This is a genomic window from Aquirhabdus sp., from assembly GCF_046462495.1.
Taxonomy (GTDB): domain Bacteria; phylum Pseudomonadota; class Gammaproteobacteria; order Pseudomonadales; family Moraxellaceae; genus Aquirhabdus.
Genome location: NZ_JBKGVE010000004.1, coordinates 197,909 through 216,547 on the forward strand (window position 1 = coordinate 197,909; position 18,639 = coordinate 216,547).

An 18,639-nucleotide genomic window follows, 5' to 3' on the forward strand; every position below is an offset into this window, starting at 1 on the left:
TCACGTGAGATCCGTTGGCATTAAACAATCTCTACTAGAAGACTCGTCATGAAACGATCATGATCAGGAGATATCGATCACAGGAAAAGTTACGATGAACCGTGTCTGGTACTTTGTGTTATTGACTAGTTTTTCACTATCGAGTGCGGCTACATCAACAACAGCTATACCTTCTTCTGGAGTCACTCCGACGTCCAATATCGAAGTCCCTTCCGCAGTCCAGCAACAAGCCAATAAGCAAGCCGTGCTCGCATTTTACGATGCGGGATTGAATCAAAAGGACTTTGCGGCTGCAAGCCAATACCTTGGGCCTGACTATAAGCAACATAATCCAGGTGCGGCAGATGGGATAGAAGGATTCAAACACTTCATCAGCTTCCTGAAAGAGAAAGTGCCGACATCGCATAGTGAAATTAAACAGGCTTTTGTGGATGGTAACTTCGTCATCTTGCATGTGCATAAAACTACGAGCCCTACGGATCGTGGCGTTGCCATCGTCGATATCTTTCGTTTGGAGCATGGCAAGATTGTCGAGCATTGGGATGTGACGCAGGCTATACCTGAAAAGACTGCAAGTGGTAATGCGATGTTCTGAATCACGCTCTCCTCAAAGGCTCAGACATGAATACAGCGTATAAGATTCTGTATTCGTGGAATCGATCAATATCTTCGCTCAAGCTCAAGTTTATCTTGCGATCCTGAATGATTTGGAGCACTATTCTGAGTAAGTTTTTGATCAAAATATAATCAAATTCATTATTTTCAATAATGATAACGATAAAAAATTAACCACAATATTAATAAAAAAGAGTGTAGATAAATCAAATGTTTTAATTAAGCATTTAGGAAAATAAAAATACAGTAGCGATCATCGTCGGGATGGATCGCCATCACATGAAGAATAATGTTGAAGCAAGGGTTTTTTTTAAATGTTTGAATCTCTGTTCATTTCCTCTGCTCATCTGCGATCCACCATGGGTGCGCTCACGATTTCTGTTGGTTCCTATCTTTTTTTGATGCCTTTATCTGCTCCATAAGCACGAGGCCAAGCTTTGTGTTTTGCGGTTGGTGTGGTCGTTGATGAGTGTGTGCGGGGTGTTCTGTGCTGTAGATGGATGTTGTTGTTTTAATAATGAAGTGGTTTTAAGTGGGTTTATTTAATAAATAGGGGAAAAAAATGAGTATCCAGAAAAATGTTGCGGTAAAAACGGCACGCTATGCAGTCGTAGCGCTATTAGGTATGGGCGCACAATCGGTCTTTGCGTGTGGCTCCCAACCGTTCCTTGGTGAGGTATGCACCTTTGCAACTAACTTCTGCCCAAAGGGCTTTGCGGAAGCTGCAGGTCAGATTTTACCCATTAGTCAGAATACTGCACTGTTTGCATTGCTTGGAACGAACTATGGCGGTAATGGTCAGACCACCTTTGCACTGCCAGATTTAAGAGGGCGTGTGGTTGTTGGTGAGGGGCAGGGTCCAGGTTTGCCGCAGGTCTTTGTCGGAGAAACCTTCGGGGCCTCAACAGCGACACTGACGACGAGTCAATTGCCGGCTCATACTCATACCTTTAATCCATCTAGTACGGCTTTACAAGTGAATGTCAATGTCAGTACTGCTGCGGGTACGGCAAGTGTTCCCAGCAATGCTGCTAATTATTTAGGGGCAGTCAACGCAACGGCAGGGGCTCCAAAACTCTACACGGGAACCCACTCGAGCGTTGTTGCATTGGGCGGCGCGACCGCGACAGGCTTGACCAATGGTACCGTAGGTGCAACTGGCGGGAATCAGCCGATTCCCATCCAACCCCCTTCATTGGGACTGACGTATTGTATTGCACTACAAGGGATTTTTCCTTCGCAAAATTAAAAATTTATTGATTATAGGCGGGATGAGTAAGGCCTTGATATAGACCTTTGCTCAGCCGCTATCAATGCCAGCATATGTCCACTCGCGCTGAGTGGGCGTTTGGGGTTGTTGAAATGCGTCTTAAATCGTCTTTTGCGGTAATTCAATCTGCGTACCATAGCTCGCATAGAGACGTTGAATTTCTTTCAGGTCATCTTCCATCGACTCACTCGGCATGATCTTGGCAAAGATTCGTCCAGTTTCAAGCGCTTCATCCCACAGCATCAGTACAATTGGCACGCCACTGGCTTTGGCTATATGCCAAAAACCAGTCCGAATCGGGCGTTTCTCACCATTTTTTCCCCGCGTCGCTTCTGGCGCAATCACTAGACTAAAGCGCTCACTTTTGGCGAAGATATCCGCCATCTGCTGTACCACATTTTGTGATTTAGCGCGATCGACAGGAATAAAACCCAAGCGGTTTAAGATCGGTGCCAGTGGAAATTTAAACAGTTCTTTCTTGACCAAGATATGGTAGTTCAGCTTCAAAATATGAAAAAAGATCGCTGCACGAACGGTGTCGAGGTTGGTGGTATGCGGAAAACCGATGATGACCTGTTTGGCATCGCTAAGTGCTTCTGGATTGACTTCGTACTTCCAGCCATTCAGTTTAAAAATAAGCTTTCCCAGCTGTTGATCAATCATGATTTTTCTCGTTTGTTGTAAATCGCGATGGCGCTTTATTGACTAAGCATTTTAACTGATATTGAGGCGCTTGAGATTGGCTTGAAAATACTCTTCAGTGGGATAAAACGTTATTTGTTGTCTTTGAAAGACTACATCAACGGTCTATGAGCATTTTTTGTGTGTAGGTAGCATTAAAAAAGCCCTTTCACAATGAATAGGGCTTTTGGTGTAAAGCAGAGCTGTAGATGAGGCAGTTACGGTGTATTCGCTTTATCTTGCGCCACCTGATGCAACAATTCGTTCACCAGTGAGCCAATAGGAATCATCAGATGCCAAAAAGACGGCGATCTGTGCGATATCGTCGGGTTGACCAAAGCGTCCTAGCGGTGTTTGAGCGACAATCGCTTTGCCGGCATCACTGTCGAGAAAGCCGAGTTTTTCGACGCCTTCAGTAACAACCGGACCGGGGGCAATGGCATTGACTCGAATTTTACGTGCGCCAAGCTCTTTTGCGAATGTGACTGTGAGCGCATCAACTGCACCCTTGGTCGCAGAGTAAACTGCGGTGCCTGGCAGCGGATTATGGCTGACGATGGAACCCAAGTTAATCACACTGCCGCCATTAACGCCGAAATGTTTCAGGGCTTCTTGAGTTGCGAGTAACGTGCCAAGAACATTGATATTAAATTGGCGATGATAGTGAGTTTCAGTCACCTCTTCCAAGGGGGCAAATTCATAGACCCCAGCATTGTTGACCAAAATATCCAGTTTGCCAAATGCCTGTTTGGATGCTTCAAAGATCCGCAAGACATCGGCAGACAACGCTACATCACCTTGAACAGCAATGGCCTGACCGCCTTTGCTTTTGATGTCCTCAACGACGCGATTTGCACCTTCAGGACTTGAAGAAAAATTAACGACAACGGATGCACCTTCGGCGGCTAAACTTTTTGCAATTGCTGCGCCAATTCCTTTGGATGCACCGGTGACGATTGCAACCTTACCAGTTAACTTACTCATGATAGTCTTCTCTATGGGATAACACTTCAATAGTTAGATAAGTATCGAAGTGTGTGACGAAGAAATCAAGCGCTATTTTTGTATCGTTTGTTAAATATTTGCGAGTCTATCTAAGTATTGATGTAAAACATCACGCTGGATACTGATGCTCATGCATTTACCTTCACGAGTAATTCGAATTAAACCCGCAGTTTCCAGTTCTTTTATATGATGAGACAGCGTCGCTGCAGTAATTTTTTGGCTTTGGAGTAATGTTGCACAAGGCAGGCACTTGGAGGCAGCACCAATCTCTTTCAGGATCTGATAACGTCGAGGTTCAGCGAGTGCTCGCGAAATACGAGCAAACTGTTGATCAGACAGTTGATCTGCATTCGTCATTTTAAAACCAGTAGAGGTGTATAGGCGTGTGACATCAGTACTCTTTATTCTTTGCTAACAAGCATAGCCGTTATTATAAATGCTTTTGGATTCGTAAATATAGCGCAATGGGCCCAAGTAGCAACGTAGGCGGGCGGAGGGCACTTTTAATACAAAAATGATTTCACCATCGTCAGTTCACCGATTTTGCGTAGCGGCACGATAAAGCTTTCCCGTTTTTCATTCGGTGTGTTTTCATTGAAGACGAGGGTAATGGTGGAGGTGACGATTGGTTTTTTAAGTTTGGTTTTGTCAAAGTTATAACCGGATTCGTCAAGGTTACCCCAGTAATTGATATAAACCTGATAGGTGCCGTGTAAAGGACTGGCGACAGTAAACATTTCCGGTCCCGGTCCATCGACGCTATCAACATCAAGCCCGCCACCTTCTTTAAGCAGTGGGCTGCTCCAAGTCACATGCTGGCGATCAGGGGTCAGAATATGCAGATCGACTTCTGCTTCAGGGGCATCCCATGAGCAAATGATGCGTAAGTGTGGCGTGACTTGACTGGGATTAGACTCATAAAATTGGGTGCGGTGTCCGGCTTTGTTACTGGCCGCTTTGACTTCGATACTGTTTGAGCCTGAGCCAAACGCATAGAAGCGTTCGAAGTGTCCGCTCTTGTCGGTGTTGAGGCGCATGGCATTGCCATTGACGATTAGCTCAGGAATTTGCTGGTCAGCAAGTGGGATGGTGCCTTTGATCGGGGTGCGGTTTCGGGTGAGCCCGCGATAAATCGGCGGGGTGGGGTAGCTCATCGTGCCGTCGGTTGAACGATCTGTGAGTCCCGAATAATTCCAGCCGCCTTTGGGACCATCTTTGGGTAGTGTCGCAGGCACTGTTGTCGAAGCAGCAATAGCATAGTCACTGGCTAGACAAGTCATGATAAGAAGAGGGATGGCAATTTTGGTGCCGATCTTCGATTTCTGATCATTGACGACAGCGGTCACATACTGCATGGATATCGCCCTTAACAGCAAGTCAGTGTCATGGAAATAAATATCAAGTTTATTTTAGTTTTAGCGCTGTTCATATGCTTGTTTGATCAGCGCAATATCTATTTTTCCCATCTGTAACATCGCATTCATAACGCGCTGAGCGATTACGGGGTCTGGATCATTGATGTATTGAATCAGTATCCTAGGCACAATTTGCCATGATAGACCATATCGATCTTGCAGCCAGCCGCATTGATTCGGAGTTCCGCCTTGAGAAAGATGTTCCCAGTAGTAATCGACCTCTTCTTGCGAATCGCAGTCAACGACAAAGGACACCGCAGGTGTGAAGGGAAATTGGGGACCTCCATTTAACGCAACGAATTCTTGACCATCTAAGCGAAACTTGGTGGTCATGACGGTGCCTTTGGGCATCGGACCACCTTCACTATAGTGTGAGATGCTAAGGATTTCAGCGTTTTTGAAAATCGAGGTATAAAAATGAGTGGCTTCTTCTGCATTGCCATCGAACCATAAAAATGGGGTGATTTTTTGCATGATTCTGACTCCCTATCTACTTCTAGGTATCTTTAAAGACAATTCTATGTCCCATACATCCGTGTTGATTACAGATTCTGATTCATACGGATATTCCGCACGAGGGAAACCTTGCGGAATAATCTAGCATGCTGCTGTTTATTTAACCAGCAGGTTTCTTTTCTATTTAACCCGTATTACGCAGTCCCGCCGCAATCCCCGCAATCGTCACCATCAAGGCATGATCATAAACTTTAGAGCCTTCTACCTCACGCCGACGTCGCATCAGTTCGGCTTGTAGCATATGTAGCGGCAAGATATATGGGGTCCGTACCGTGATGGAGCGTTTGAGCACGGGTGCGGTTTCAAGTAGTTGCTTGCGATTGGTGACGTTAAGCAACGTTGCCGTGGCACTGCCTAAACGGCGGCGGAGTTCAGTACCCAGTTGCAGCAGGGCAGGGTCTTTGGTCAGATGTGATTCATAGTAGGCCACGATGGCGGGGTCGGCCTTAGCCAAGACCATTTCCAGCATGTCGAGCAGGGCATGAAAGTACGGCCAGTCATGGCTCATCTCTTGGATCAGATCCGCTTTGCCGTCTTTGATGGCTGTATTCAGCGCACGGCCTGTACCCAGCCATGCAGGTAACATCAAGCGAATCTGTGTCCATGCAAACACCCAAGGAATTGCCCGCAGTGATTCAATGCCACCACCCGTATTTCGACGTGCAGGGCGTGAGCCCAGCGGTAGCAATTGCAGTTCCAGTTCGGGCGTGACCGTGCGCATATAACGAATAAAGTCAGGTGTCTCGCGCACGGTTTCACGATAGGTTGCGACTGAGACTTGAGTCATCTGATCCATTAGTTTACGCCATTCGGGTTTTGCCGCTGGTGGCGGCAGCAGCGAGGCTTCCATGGTGGCGGTGGCATACAGTTCAAGATTGCGAATGGCAATGCCTTGCATACCAAATTTAAAGCGGATCATCTCACCTTGTTCCGTCACGCGGATCGAGCCTTGAACCGAGCCTGGAGGCTGAGCCAGTAGGGCTTGATGTGTCGGTGCGCCGCCGCGACTGACCGAGCCACCTCGACCATGAAAGAGGGTGAGCTTGATGCCATGTTTTTTTGCAACGGCGGTCAATGCTTCCTGAGCACGGTACTGTGCCCAGTTGGCGGTGAGGAAGCCTGCATCTTTAGCGGAGTCCGAGTAGCCAATCATCACTTCTTGATGACCATGAATCTCATCAATGTATTCTGGGATGGAAAACAGCGCTTCCAGTACACTGGGTGCACGGTCTAAGTCATCCAAAGTTTCAAACAGTGGCACGACACGCAGCAGTTTCTGTACACCGGCTTTCTTTTGCAGGAGCAGCACTGCAAGAACATCACTGGCGTTCTGCGCCATCGAGATGACATACGCGCCCAGCGCTTCACCCGGATGTTCAGCTAAGACATCAAAGGTCGCCAAGCTCTCGACGACGTTGGCGGACAGAATCGGGGCATTGGGCGCGGCTTTGAGAGTCTTCGGCAAAAGCGGACGCGGGTTTTTCAGTTCACGGACGAGGAATGCGCGGCGCTCCGCTTCATCCCATTCCCCATAGCTGCCGATATTGAGATATGTGGTAATTGCGTTTAAAACTTCAGCATGCCGTGCGGACTCTTGGCGGATATCGAGTTTGAGTAGTTCTACGCCAAAGCAGGCGACACGGCGGATGATGTCAATCAGATCGCCATTGGCGACATCTTCCATATTGGAGTCAATGAGAGATTCATAGCAGAGTTTTAGCGGCGCCATTAATTCATGGGCATGCAGGTAGATATCGCTGTCATCAACGCCTGTTTCCTTACGTAGTCGTGCATTGGCCCAATCCCGTGTTCTCCCCAGACGACGGCGCACTTCACGCAAGATATCGCGATAGGGCTCGCTACTGTTGGTAATGCCTTGTGCCGCCAGATGAGTGAGGAGCGCGGGGCTACAGACATCCATCGATAGTTCCCAGCGCAGTGCGTCAATGTCATGCCAATACAGATCCGCTGCTTGCCAGCGCGACAGGAGCAGCACTTCTTCGGTGACTTGATGGGTGACGTTCGGGTTGCCATCACGGTCACCGCCCATCCAAGAGGCAAAGCGAATTGGGGTTTTGGTTAGGGGTAAGTGTTTGCCTGTATGTTGAAAAATACTGTTATCAAACTCGCGAACGAATTGCGGCACCGCAAACCATAAACTCTGCTCAATGGCGGTAAAGCCCCATTTGGCTTCATCGACGGGCGTGGGTTTGTGGTGCCGGATTTCATCGGTATGCCATGCGGCGATGATGTCGCGTTTGAGTTTGGCCAGTTCCTCAGTACGCTCAAAAGGAGTGAGGTTCAGGCGATCTAAGCGTTCCAGACTATTGGTAATGTCATCATATTTCTGAATCAAGGTGCGGCGGCTGATTTCGGTGGGATGCGCGGTCAGGACCAGTTCAATGTCTAAAGACTGTGCACTTTCCCAAATGGTCTCGGCATCGATCCCGTTAGCAGCTAAGCGTGGAAACAGTTCACTGGTAGAGCCATGCTGCGGCGCTGCGGATTCCAGCGATTGCCATGCGCGGCGGCGGCGCACACGGTGGTATTGTTCGGCGATATTGGCCAGATTCAAGAATTGGGTAAAGGCACGGGCCACAGGAGACAGCTCATGGTCTTCCAGTGCAGACAGCACCCGATTGAGTTCAATTCCAGCATTGGCATCGCCATCACGGGTTTGTTTGGCGAGTTTGCGGATGGCTTCGACTTTGTCATACAGCGCCTCGCCAACTTGCTGGCGTAGTGTGTCGCCCAAGAGATGACCCAGTAGCCGGACATCATCGCGCAGGGGGGCATGGGGATCAGAAGCGGGTGATGATGAGGGCGCATTCATGAGGAGTCTCCAATCGAGAATCTATACGTTATACAACAGGTTGATCACAAGATCTATCGCTCATTCTTGATCAGAATGAGCCGCCGGCTCTGTATCAAAAGCGTATCTATACGCTCTGTGCCGCTGGTTATTCATGATGCAGGCGCGCAATCTAGAGTGATCAGATTTCAAGGGTTATATCGTTCTATCAATGAAACGCTGATGCGCAGTTTGGCTATCTAGTCGCAATATCGTTACCGCTGTATGATGGCTTAAATCGTGTGACATTCAATAAGCCGTTACACAGGAGAAATAAATGAAAAAAGTATTAGGTACCTATAGTGCCCCGCGTCAGCACTGGGTCGGTGATGGTTTTCCCGTACGTTCGTTGTTTTCTTATAACACGTTTGGACAGCAATTGAGTCCATTTCTATTGCTCGATTATGCGGGTCCAACCGAGTTCAAACCGACCACTACACCGCGTGGTGTGGGTCAGCATCCGCACCGTGGTTTTGAGACCGTGACGATCGTCTACAAAGGCGAAGTCGAACATCGGGATTCTAGCGGTGGCGGCGGTGTGATCGGACCCGGAGACGTGCAGTGGATGACCGCAGGTGGTGGGATTATTCATGAAGAGTTTCATTCTCATGAATACACCAAAACTGGCGGTGATTTTGAGATGGTGCAATTGTGGGTCAATCTGCCTGCCAAAGACAAAATGACCCCTGCGCATTATCAAGCGATCCAGAATGCACAGATTCCAAGCGTTGAACTTAAAGATGGCGCTGGAACCTTGCGCGTGATTGCTGGTGAGTTTGAAGGCTTTGTTGGTCCTGCCGAAACCTACTCACCGGTTGATGTCTGGGATGTGCGTCTGAATGCGGGCAAACGTGCCGACTTCACCGTCAACGAAGGACATACGCTGGCTGTGATCGTGCTCCGCGGTACGGTACAGGTCAATGACACCCAGATTGCGCGTGATGCGCAAATGGTGGTGCTGGATCAGGTCGGCACTGAGTTTATGATTGAAGCCAACAGTGATGCGAGTTTTCTGATTTTGAGTGGTCAACCGCTGAATGAGCCGATTGAAGGTTATGGACCTTTCGTCATGAATACTGCCGCGCAGATTCATGAAGCGATGGAAGACTTCAATAGCGGAAACTTTGGAAAAATTGCACACTAATGCAATGACATGCGCTTAGTCCATTCAGGTGGGCTAGGCGCTTTTGCATGGATTGGAACATTGAAGAATAGATTGATATTTAGACGACACAACGTAGCATTTGCTAAAGGATAACCCTTATGAGTGATTTTACCGTGAAAGCCTCCATTCAAGACACGCCTTACTTGGTGACCTTAAGCAATGATCACCATCAATGGTATGCCGATGAGCCTACCGATCTGGGTGGTTTGGATGCGGGTCCCAGCCCTCATGAGCTGTTGCTATCAAGTTTGGGTGCCTGCACATCCGTCACTTTGAAAATGTATGCCAAGCGCAAAGAGTGGCCGCTGGATGAAGTCGATGTCCAATTGGAGCTTAACCCTAATGGCAAAACGGCGGGTACCAATGTGATCGTACGTCACATTACCTTGACCGGAAACTTGAGTGATGAGCAGCGCGAACGGTTGTTGCAAGTCGCCAATGCTTGCCCGATCCATAAGGTCCTGACCGGCACAGTCTCTATTGATACGGATCTTGCGGATTAATAGATGATGTCTCGTTGTCCTGCCATGCACCAAAAACACATGACAGGACAAATTGCTACTTAAGCATGTCATTCGGCAGGATGGCTAGGGCAGTTAGCATGCAGCTCTTGTAGCATGGGTGGAATCTTCTCGGCCAGAAAGTCGATAAACACCCGCACCGCAGGCAGCATCCCTCGTCTCGAGGCAAACACCGCATGATAGATGCCTTGCGGTAAACGCCAGTCCGAAAGCACCACTTCCAGTTTGCCACTCCTGATCTGATCGATACAGCGCATGAGCGGCAAAAATGCAATCCCTTCCCCTTGCTCAGCCAGTGCGCCCAATAGTGCAAAACTCGATCCGATCACTTGCGGTTTGACGTCAAATAACACTTTGCCTTGAGGGCCGTGCAGTGGCCATTGCTGTTTAATGTCGTTTTCATTGTGGCTGAGGGTGACATGTTGCAGCAGTTCCTCGGGATGTTGTGGGCGTCCCATGCGGTTTAAGTAAGCGGGGCTGGCAACCAATACCGATTCAGATTGACCGAATTTGCGCATCACCAGATTACCATCGTTATCAAGCTTGTCACGGACACGTAATGCCACATCGATCCCTTCATTGAGTAAATCAATCCGTCGATTAGTGACGGTGAGCTGGATTTGGATATGGGGGTAGAGGCGCATGAATTCAGGCAGGATCAACGGCATCTGCTGTTCCGCGATATCGATAGGCACACTAACCCGCAGGATGCCTCGTGGTTCTGCACTCAGCTCATCCACCACATCGCGCGCGGCTTGGGCTTCGGTGAGCATCGACTGCACATGCTGATAGACCCGTTGCCCGACATCGGTGACGGTGAAGTGTCTGGAGTCACGTTGCAGTAAGCGTACGTTCAGGTCCGATTCTAATTGGGAGATCCGTCGACTGAGGCGTGATTTTGGGATGTCTAGTGCGCGCTCGGCTTTGCTAAACCCGCCATGTTCCACCACCATGGCGTAGAGGTAGAGATCATTGAGGTTATCCATAAGAAACTCCAAACGGCATGCAGAGATTATGCGGTTGAGGCTGCAAGGTAATGATGTTCTATTATTGCAACGGTTCGTCTTATTTTAGGGTATTGGATAGCATTAATCAAACGATTATAGTGACTCCAACGCGGTACTTCCGTAAACCAGAATATAGAGATTTCCATGAAAGTATTACATATCGATTCAAGTGCACTCGGCGATCATTCAGTTACACGTGAGTTGACCGCAGCGATTGTTGCTGATTTAAACAAAGCCGTTCCAAACCTCACCATTACTCATCGTGACCTGGATAAAGATCCTGTACCGCATTTGACTGGTGCAAGCTTGGCAAAAGTAGATGCTGCAGAAGCGGCGGCGGCTGAAGCCGTACTCCAGCAGTTTTTAGATACTGACATCCTGGTGCTCGGTGCACCAATGTACAACTTTGGTATCCCTTCAACCTTGAAAGCATGGGTAGACCGTGTGCTGGTTGCAGGCCGTACTTTCAGCTATAGCGAAGCTGGCCCTAAAGGTTTGGTGACTGGCAAAAAAGTGATTATTGCCAGTGGTCGTGGCAGTGCTTTTGGTGAAGATAGCCCAGCGGACTTTCAGGAAAAATACCTGAAACAGATTTTTGCATTTATCGGCGTGACTGATGTGCAATTTATCCGTGCAGAAGGCATTGCTTACTCGCCACAACATCGTACTGATGCCTTGGCTGCTGCGCATGCTGCTATTCCAAGCCTAGCGAAAGCGAGCTAAGATTTATTGAAGATCAATATCACTGCGGTGTGATTTTCAACAAGAAACGGTGAGTCTTAATGACTCACCGTTTTTTTTTTATGCATGCTGATCAGGATGAATAGCAGGGTTTAATTTGCATACATCTGCTGTGAGGCATAGATCGGATCACCACTGGTTTCGAATGCGGATAACCAGCGCGGATAGTGTTTGAGGACGGGGATATCATTGGGGTGAAAATCACGGCGGTAGTATTGAAAAAACTCATTGGAGACCGCGGTCAAGATGCCTTTGCGTCCAAAGAACAAAGGTAAGGTCTTGCGTGCCATATTGAGACGTTCCAGACGGCTAAAGCCATCGGCTTTTAGCATTTGATCGGTGTGGACCAGTGCATCCCGCCAAAAACGGGGTACAACCATGGTCATCGCCAGCACCCGTTTGCGATAGCTGGTTTTGACGACTTTGGTCAGCACATCAAAGGCGACGGCACGATGCTCCATTTCTTCAATGGCATGCCAAGCCAGCAACGCACGCATGTTTGGATGGGCATTAGCCATAATCTCAGGACGACTAAACATGGCTTCAGCCATTAAGGCGGTCATGTGTTCAAGGGCAGCGGTGGTCGCTAGATGCATTTCTAGTGGTGCAGACTTCTTAATTTCTTCGAGACGCTCTGAAAACTTATCAATGATTTCTGCTGTGGGGGTGCCTTGCTGAATCAAGAGGTCGTTATAGAGCGTATGCTGTATACCATGCTGCCCTTCTTGTTTGCAGAAGTCGGCGACGGCTTCAGCGAGTGCGGGGTCTTGAATTTGCGCGCGATAGGGGCGAATACTGCTGATAAAGAAACGCTCACCGACCGGAAATAGCATCGAGATCGAATCGAATAGGCGGGTGGCATAGGGATTATTGCCGAACCAAAATTTAGGAACTTCATTCAACTGAAAATCCAGATGGCTACGGACTTCAATTTGGTGCGAGAACATGGCAGTCATGGCTAACCTCACAAGGATAAGGATTCGGCTTCATCATGATTCAAGCGAGTTTTTATGTTTGAATCATGATGTCTGAGGCGATCTGGCATTATCGAGATGATAATTTCTAGAATGCGCTGAATATAGTCATTACAACGAATCCTGATTAGCTTGTGTCGCCATGTGTAGGCGAAGTCTGCCAATTTTTGATCATGATCTTGATGATCGTCATTGATGATTATTTCGAACAACTATTTGTATTAAATACGCTTTAACCATTTTCCAAGATTGGGCCTCGCCAAAATGACATCACGCAGTTGGCTGGTACGGACAACTTCAGCCAGCTGTGCACCCACGGCAATATCCGCGATACTGCGCTCAGATCCAACCAGCCAATCTTGGCGTGCGAGTACCGCCTCAATCCGATCTAGATGTAGGGTGAATTCGGCCACGATATCGTCGTAGCTCAGTCTGCCTAAGCCTTGCATGCGGAGTTTTAAGGCAAAATCGACTTTCAGGGCCGCTTTAATCGCGATGCGTTCATACTTGGGTCGGCCTGCGCAGACGATATCGAGCACTTGCTCCATGGCGTTATTGTCGATATAGCGGAAGTACACCTCAAACCAATACAGCGACTCATCTGCCCAGTCTTCCCAAACGGCTGCCTGTGCATTTTCAATGGGATCAATAGGGTAAAGTGGGTGCTTGGGATAGTGCTCATCAAGGTAACGCGCGATGCGGGTGCTATCTTGAATCCGCTTGCCATCGATATCCAGTACGGGCAGTTTTCCTGTGCGGCTTAGACCAACGACTTTGGTACTTTGTAGGCCTAAGTAATCGAGTTTTTCATAAGCCAGCCCTTTGTGGTCGAGCGTTAATGCCGTCTTGCGGCAAAAAGGGGAGATCTCCCACTGATGAAGAACGATATTTTGACTCATGCTCGATAGTCCTGTGAAGTTTTAATAAGTGTTTTAGGTCTGTGGGTCGCCTGTTGTCCGTGGCTGACTTTAAACCACCTCGCCCTAGGTGTGAAGTATTCTATGATGAACTGATGAAACGAAGGATTCACTTCTGGTGAAATGTTTAGACTTCGTTTGCCATCACTTACCTTTGTCTGCCAAAACATTGCTGCTTGACCGACATCGGCATATATTCAGCTTGTGATCCCCAACATAATATACTAAAGTTCCAAATAAGAACTCAATGAAAATAATCATTCCTTATCGATCAGCATGGCGACGCATCGGGATGTAGGATAGAACATGATATGGCTCCTTTAATTATAGAAAATTCGACTAATCAAAGCATTAGCATGACACCTTGCGCTGTCGTCATCGGTGTTGGTGCCGTACAGGGGATAGGCGGCGCGGTCTGCTTACGCAGTGCCAAAGCGGGATTACACGTGTATGTGGCGGGTCGCACCGCAAGCAAAATTGAGCAGGTTGTGGCACAAATTATCAAACAAGGGGGACAAGCCTCTGCGTATGTGATTGATAGTACGAAGCCTGCTGAGGTCACTGCGTTATTCCAGCATATTGCCGATGAGCAGCGAGTCCCTGAGTTGGTGGTGCACAATGTGGGTGGCAATACCCCGTCGCGGTTTTTGCATACAGAAGCCAGCTTTTATGAGCATCTCTGGCGCACCACATTTCTGGCGGGTGCGCTGGTGGGCCAAGAAGCCATTCGTCGTATGTTGCCGCAAGGTCGAGGTACGTTGATTTTCACTGGAGCTTCGGCCTCACTGCGTGGTAAACCGATGTTCGCCGCGTTTGCGGCGGGCAAGGCGAGCCTACGCAATTTTGCCCAGAGTCTAGCGCGTGAATTTGCTGGGCAAGGTCTGCATGTGGCACATGTCGTGATTGACGGCGCCGTAGATGGTGATCGGATCAATCAGCTTGGGTTTGGTGTTGGTCGTGTGGTACGAACCTTGATCAAGGGTACATCCGGTAGCCTAAAACCTGAAGCGATAGCGGAGAACTATTGGCATCTGCATCAGCAGCCGATTGAGGCGTGGACCCATGAGCTGGATTTGCGGCCATTTAAGGAGAAATTCTAATGACCCTTAAAATCTCCTTACCAAGCATTTTCTCTAGCAAGTCCAAGTCCGCACGTGGTTGTGCCGTAATTGTGGATATGGATCAGGATTCAGCAGTGGTCTCTGCACTCTGTGCACAGGCTATTCGCTCGGGTCTGGTGACCTATCGCGTGATTCATGATCCCGATGTGCCAAAGGCAACCGGAACCATATTACCCCTCGAAATTAATACACCGAGTATTTATGCAATCCGTCTGGATATCTGCTCAGTAGATGCCGTTCAATCGATGTTTGCCGATCTAGCCAATGCAGGTCTGGTGCCGGAGTGGGTGGTGCATGCGCCAGCGCGATCAACTGCGTTCACTACACTGGCGATGCTCCCGATTGAATTAGAGTCCTTGTGGCGTGTGCATGGGTTGAGTGCCTTTGTGATCGGGCAGACAGCGCTTAAAGCGATGTTAAATCATCGTTCAAAGCAGCCTCAGCGCCCTGCAACGATTATTTTTGTTGGGGCAACGGATGCGATCCACAGCCAGCCGAACTTCAGTGGTTTTGGGGCGGTGAAAGCCGGAGTGCGTGCTTTGGCACAATCCATGGCGCGAGAGTTTGACCCTCAAGGCGTTCACATCGCGCATATTTTGCTGGAAGAGGGAGATATGAGCGGAGAAACAGCAGAGCGATTTGCACAAGCCGTAGCCACGACGTGTTGGCAGCTCCATACGCAAGCGAAAGAAGCATGGACGCAAGAGCTTGAACTGCGTCCAAGTTCGGCGGCATGGTGATTTGTCATGCGCGATATGAAAATGGGATGTAGAACGTATGCGTAAGACGACTCAAGAGTTTTTGTTTCCGGTGTCCCATGCTGAGCTTACGCTGTCTTTGATCCGTGCTCGTCAGGGCAATGAGACACAATACTTTGAGCGAATGGGGCTCACCCCTGAAGATCTGGTCGATCCCAATCAATATCTGACGCTGACCCAGTTTAAAACGGCCATGCAATTGGGGTCCGAGTATATGCTGCCGGGGGAGCCACATTTTTTGCAATTACTGGCCCATTTTCCACCAACGGCCCATGGTTTAGTGGGTATTGCGGCACTGACTGCGGCAACGCTTGGGGATGCGCTCAATGTTGCAATTGAGTTCTTTCCTCTGCTGCTGCCTTCGATGGAGTTACATCGTGAAGACTTGCATCATGAGTCGCGTATCCATATCAAGCGGTTATATGAATTTGGTTCACCGTATGACGAGGTGCAGATTGAATTTGTCATTGCTGGTTTTGCGCGCATGACAGAGTTTGTGAGTGGTACGCAGTTGAATGCTCGTCCTCAGGTCAGAAAAGACACTCAGGTGCAACTGACGCATATACGCACTGAAAATCTGGAGGCCTATGAACACTTTTTTGGTAAGCCTGTACAGTTTGGCAGTGCCCGAAATGGTTTTACCATCAGTCGTAGCATATTAAATCAGCCTTTACTGACCCATAACCGTATTACCCACGAGATGCTGCTGACTACGCTCACCCGTCAACTCAAAAGTATCCCGCAAGCCAGACCATTGACCCAGCGCGTGCAGCGTTTGCTGACGCAAGGGATTATTCATGGGCAGCAGCTGGATGCCGCTGAAATCGCCAGTCAATTATCGATGTCGGTACGCACCTTGGCGAGGCGTCTTAGTGAAGAGGAATCCTCTTTGCTGGAACTGACCAAAAGTGTGCGTATGGAGCGGGCGGAGTGGCTGCTGACCAGTGGTGAGTTACCTCTCAGCAAAGTGGCGCAGCAACTGGGCTTTAGCAGCCAGGCCGCATTTACTCGCGCTTTTAAACAAGCCACGGGACGAACCCCCGGCGACTTACGTAAACACCCTATGCAGCCGGGTCAAAATGAAGAAGACTGCTTGATAAGTTAAATAGCGAATGGTTTTGTCTACTTTAAGATCAAGGAGATCGTGTCATGGATCAATCGCATATTTTGGTTGAAAAGCGTGGGCATCTCTTGCTCATCGGCTTTAACCGTCCCGAAAAACTCAATGCGTTTACTCCAGAACTTATTCATGAACTTGCTGCCGCCTATACCCAATTGGCAGAGGATCCCGAGCTGCGCTGCGGTGTGGTCTGGGCGCAGGGTAAGGACTTTACGGCGGGTCTCGACATGCCTGCTATCGCCAAATATCTCCCGAAAAGCCTGATTAAACCTCTGGTGCCGCGCGGCATGATTGATCCGTGGGGTGTTAGTACGCCGCAGTGTCCCAAGCCGATTGTGACTGCTGTACAAGGTCGCTGCTTTACGCTCGGTATTGAGTTGATGCTGAGTGGTCAGATCAGTGTGGCATCCGAGTCGGCAAAATTTACCCAATACGAAGTCAGCCGTGGACTGTTTCCTTTTGGTGGCGGGACGGTGCGCTGGCCACAATCGGTGGGTTTGAATAATGCTTATCGCTACATTCTGACGGGTGATTGGTTTGATGCCCATGAGGCTTATCGACTGGGGCTAGTGCAGCAAGTTGTGCCTGATGGTCAGGAGCTACAAACGGCCATTGAGATTGCAGAGAAAATAGCTGCACAAGCACCGCTGGGTGTACAAGCCATTTTAAAATCCACGCGTTTGGCACAAGCCGAAGGTAGCCGAACGGCTTTGTCGCGGATTAAATGGCAGATTTTGCGATTATTCTTGAGTAAGGATGCAAAACGCGGTGTGGAAGCTTTTAAAAACCGCACGACGGCGAAATTTGAAGGCAACTGATTCTGACCGTGATGGCATCGTCATCATAAAGGATTAGAATAAAGATTCTTCAGTTCTCGATGAATATCCGATGCGTCAATTTCCTGCCATTCAAGGCGCATTCCTCGCCTTATTCGCGGCTGTACTCTTTGGTGCAAGTACGCCCTTCATTCAAGTGTTGGGCAAGGATGTCAGTCCGTGGATGGTTGCGGGCCTGCTCTATGCGGGCGCCGCACTCACAGGTCTATTCAGTCTATCGCATGTCAGTCGTGAAGCGGCATTGGCACGAATCCACCTCCCTCGCTTATTACTCATGGCATTGTTTGGCGCACTGTTGGGACCAACGCTATTAGCATGGGGTTTACAGCATACCAACGGGGCCAGTGCATCGTTGATGCTGACGCTCGAAGCAGTTTTTACCGTGGTTTTGGCGGCTCTGCTCTATCACGAACGCGTAGATCGACGTGTGGTTAGTGCGATTGCGTTGATGACCTGTGGCGGCGCGATTCTGGTGGTTGATCATCTCGGCGGTGATCAGACGCAGATCTGGGGTTTGGTCGCTGTCTTGGCTGCAACGCTGGCATGGGCGATTGACAATACCTTATCGCGCGCATTGGCGGATGTTGATCCAAGTCAGGTGGTGGTTGCTAAAGCGACGCTCGGTGCCAGTGCGTCATTCATCATCGCAGCCATCAGTGGGCATATGAATATGTCGGCGGGTGTGGCCCTCGGATTACTGTTGATCGGTGCCAGTGGCTACGGATTAAGTTTACGGTTGTATTTGCTGGCGCAGCGCTCATTTGGCGCAGCACGGACAGGCTCGGTCTTTGCTGCGGCACCCTTTATTGGCGCGGCGATTGCGTTTGCATTGGGAGAACGCAGTTTCAGTTTATGGATGGGACTTGCAGCGGTTTTGATGATGGTCGGTGTGATCTTACATTTGCTAGAGCAGCACGAACATGAGCATCTCCATCTTGATATGGATCATGAGCATGCCCATAGCCATGATGATGGCCACCATAACCACACTCATGACCCGATGCCTGTCGGTCCGCATAGTCATGCGCACCACCATGAACCCATGACCCATCGTCATCCGCATGTGCCTGATCAACATCATGTTCACCACCACTAAGATATAAAAATAGGCAGCTTAAAGCTGCCT

Annotated in this window: 19 protein-coding genes; 10 read left to right on the plus strand and 9 right to left on the minus strand. The window is 49.0% G+C overall.

Annotation, left to right across the window (positions count from 1 at the left end):
- The first annotated feature begins 94 nt into the window (after positions 1 to 94).
- On the plus strand, positions 95 to 595 hold the full coding sequence (locus ACLHG7_RS04420) for a nuclear transport factor 2 family protein (RefSeq protein WP_410209838.1): 501 nt from the start codon (positions 95 to 97) through the stop codon (positions 593 to 595).
- Between the two features lie 582 nt (positions 596 to 1,177).
- A complete protein-coding gene (locus ACLHG7_RS04425) occupies positions 1,178 to 1,864 on the plus strand; it encodes a phage tail protein (protein ID WP_410209839.1) in 687 nt (228 codons plus the stop codon).
- Positions 1,865 to 1,984: 120 nt separating this feature from the next.
- Here the strand turns inward: ACLHG7_RS04425 and ACLHG7_RS04430 are convergent, their stop codons facing one another.
- The 6 genes from ACLHG7_RS04430 to ppc all read right to left on the minus strand — a co-directional run bounded on the left by ACLHG7_RS04430 (position 1,985) and on the right by ppc (position 8,335).
- Entirely contained in the window at positions 1,985 to 2,548 is a 564-nt protein-coding gene (locus tag ACLHG7_RS04430) for a 1-acyl-sn-glycerol-3-phosphate acyltransferase (protein ID WP_410209840.1), read from the minus strand.
- Positions 2,549 to 2,800: 252 nt separating this feature from the next.
- Positions 2,801 to 3,550, minus strand: coding sequence for an SDR family NAD(P)-dependent oxidoreductase (locus ACLHG7_RS04435; RefSeq protein ID WP_410209841.1), 750 nt, complete (start codon positions 3,548 to 3,550; stop codon positions 2,801 to 2,803).
- 90 nt (positions 3,551 to 3,640) lie between these two features.
- Positions 3,641 to 3,928: an ArsR/SmtB family transcription factor gene (locus tag ACLHG7_RS04440; RefSeq protein WP_410209842.1), complete on the minus strand. Its 288-nt coding sequence runs from the start codon at positions 3,926 to 3,928 to the stop codon at positions 3,641 to 3,643.
- Between the two features lie 146 nt (positions 3,929 to 4,074).
- Positions 4,075 to 4,926 (minus strand): YfaP family protein, encoded by an 852-nt coding sequence (locus ACLHG7_RS04445; RefSeq protein WP_410209843.1) that lies wholly within the window; start codon positions 4,924 to 4,926, stop codon positions 4,075 to 4,077.
- A gap of 60 nt (positions 4,927 to 4,986) precedes the next feature.
- Entirely contained in the window at positions 4,987 to 5,460 is a 474-nt protein-coding gene (locus ACLHG7_RS04450) for a VOC family protein (protein WP_410209844.1), read from the minus strand.
- A gap of 166 nt (positions 5,461 to 5,626) precedes the next feature.
- A complete protein-coding gene (gene ppc / locus ACLHG7_RS04455) occupies positions 5,627 to 8,335 on the minus strand; it encodes a phosphoenolpyruvate carboxylase (RefSeq protein ID WP_410209845.1) in 2,709 nt (902 codons plus the stop codon).
- A 295-nt stretch (positions 8,336 to 8,630) separates the two neighbouring features.
- Between ppc and ACLHG7_RS04460 the strand changes: the two genes are divergently transcribed.
- Positions 8,631 to 9,497: a pirin family protein gene (locus ACLHG7_RS04460; RefSeq protein ID WP_410209846.1), complete on the plus strand. Its 867-nt coding sequence runs from the start codon at positions 8,631 to 8,633 to the stop codon at positions 9,495 to 9,497.
- Positions 9,498 to 9,616: 119 nt separating this feature from the next.
- On the plus strand, positions 9,617 to 10,021 hold the full coding sequence (locus ACLHG7_RS04465; RefSeq protein WP_410209847.1) for an OsmC family protein: 405 nt from the start codon (positions 9,617 to 9,619) through the stop codon (positions 10,019 to 10,021).
- Positions 10,022 to 10,089: 68 nt separating this feature from the next.
- On the opposite strand, the gene ACLHG7_RS04470 is transcribed toward ACLHG7_RS04465, so the two are convergent.
- Positions 10,090 to 11,025 carry a LysR substrate-binding domain-containing protein gene (locus ACLHG7_RS04470; protein ID WP_410209848.1) on the minus strand — a complete coding sequence of 312 codons (936 nt, stop codon included), beginning with the start codon at positions 11,023 to 11,025 and terminating at the stop codon, positions 10,090 to 10,092.
- Positions 11,026 to 11,190: 165 nt separating this feature from the next.
- On the opposite strand from ACLHG7_RS04470, the gene ACLHG7_RS04475 reads away from it, so the two are divergent.
- Positions 11,191 to 11,769 carry an FMN-dependent NADH-azoreductase gene (locus tag ACLHG7_RS04475; protein ID WP_114900320.1) on the plus strand — a complete coding sequence of 193 codons (579 nt, stop codon included), beginning with the start codon at positions 11,191 to 11,193 and terminating at the stop codon, positions 11,767 to 11,769.
- A 110-nt stretch (positions 11,770 to 11,879) separates the two neighbouring features.
- On the opposite strand, the gene ACLHG7_RS04480 is transcribed toward ACLHG7_RS04475, so the two are convergent.
- A complete protein-coding gene (locus tag ACLHG7_RS04480) occupies positions 11,880 to 12,743 on the minus strand; it encodes a metal-dependent hydrolase (RefSeq protein WP_410209849.1) in 864 nt (287 codons plus the stop codon).
- 239 nt (positions 12,744 to 12,982) lie between these two features.
- Complete coding sequence (locus ACLHG7_RS04485) at positions 12,983 to 13,660, minus strand: glutathione S-transferase family protein (RefSeq protein ID WP_410209850.1); 678 nt, start codon at positions 13,658 to 13,660, stop codon at positions 12,983 to 12,985.
- A gap of 329 nt (positions 13,661 to 13,989) precedes the next feature.
- Between ACLHG7_RS04485 and ACLHG7_RS04490 the strand changes: the two genes are divergently transcribed.
- The 5 genes from ACLHG7_RS04490 (at position 13,990) to ACLHG7_RS04510 (ending at position 18,609) form a co-directional block, all read left to right on the plus strand.
- Positions 13,990 to 14,778 carry an SDR family NAD(P)-dependent oxidoreductase gene (locus ACLHG7_RS04490; RefSeq protein ID WP_410209851.1) on the plus strand — a complete coding sequence of 263 codons (789 nt, stop codon included), beginning with the start codon at positions 13,990 to 13,992 and terminating at the stop codon, positions 14,776 to 14,778.
- A complete protein-coding gene (locus ACLHG7_RS04495; RefSeq protein ID WP_410209852.1) occupies positions 14,778 to 15,539 on the plus strand; it encodes an SDR family oxidoreductase in 762 nt (253 codons plus the stop codon). Before ACLHG7_RS04490 ends, ACLHG7_RS04495 begins: the two co-directional genes overlap by 1 nt.
- A 37-nt stretch (positions 15,540 to 15,576) precedes the next feature.
- The gene (locus ACLHG7_RS04500; protein WP_410209853.1) at positions 15,577 to 16,662 is read left to right on the plus strand and encodes an AraC family transcriptional regulator ligand-binding domain-containing protein; all 1,086 of its coding nucleotides are present in this window, start codon (positions 15,577 to 15,579) and stop codon (positions 16,660 to 16,662) included.
- Positions 16,663 to 16,706: 44 nt separating this feature from the next.
- Entirely contained in the window at positions 16,707 to 17,495 is a 789-nt protein-coding gene (locus ACLHG7_RS04505) for a crotonase/enoyl-CoA hydratase family protein (protein ID WP_410209854.1), read from the plus strand.
- Positions 17,496 to 17,565: 70 nt separating this feature from the next.
- Positions 17,566 to 18,609 carry an EamA family transporter gene (locus ACLHG7_RS04510; RefSeq protein WP_410209855.1) on the plus strand — a complete coding sequence of 348 codons (1,044 nt, stop codon included), beginning with the start codon at positions 17,566 to 17,568 and terminating at the stop codon, positions 18,607 to 18,609.
- Positions 18,610 to 18,639: the final 30 nt, after the last annotated feature.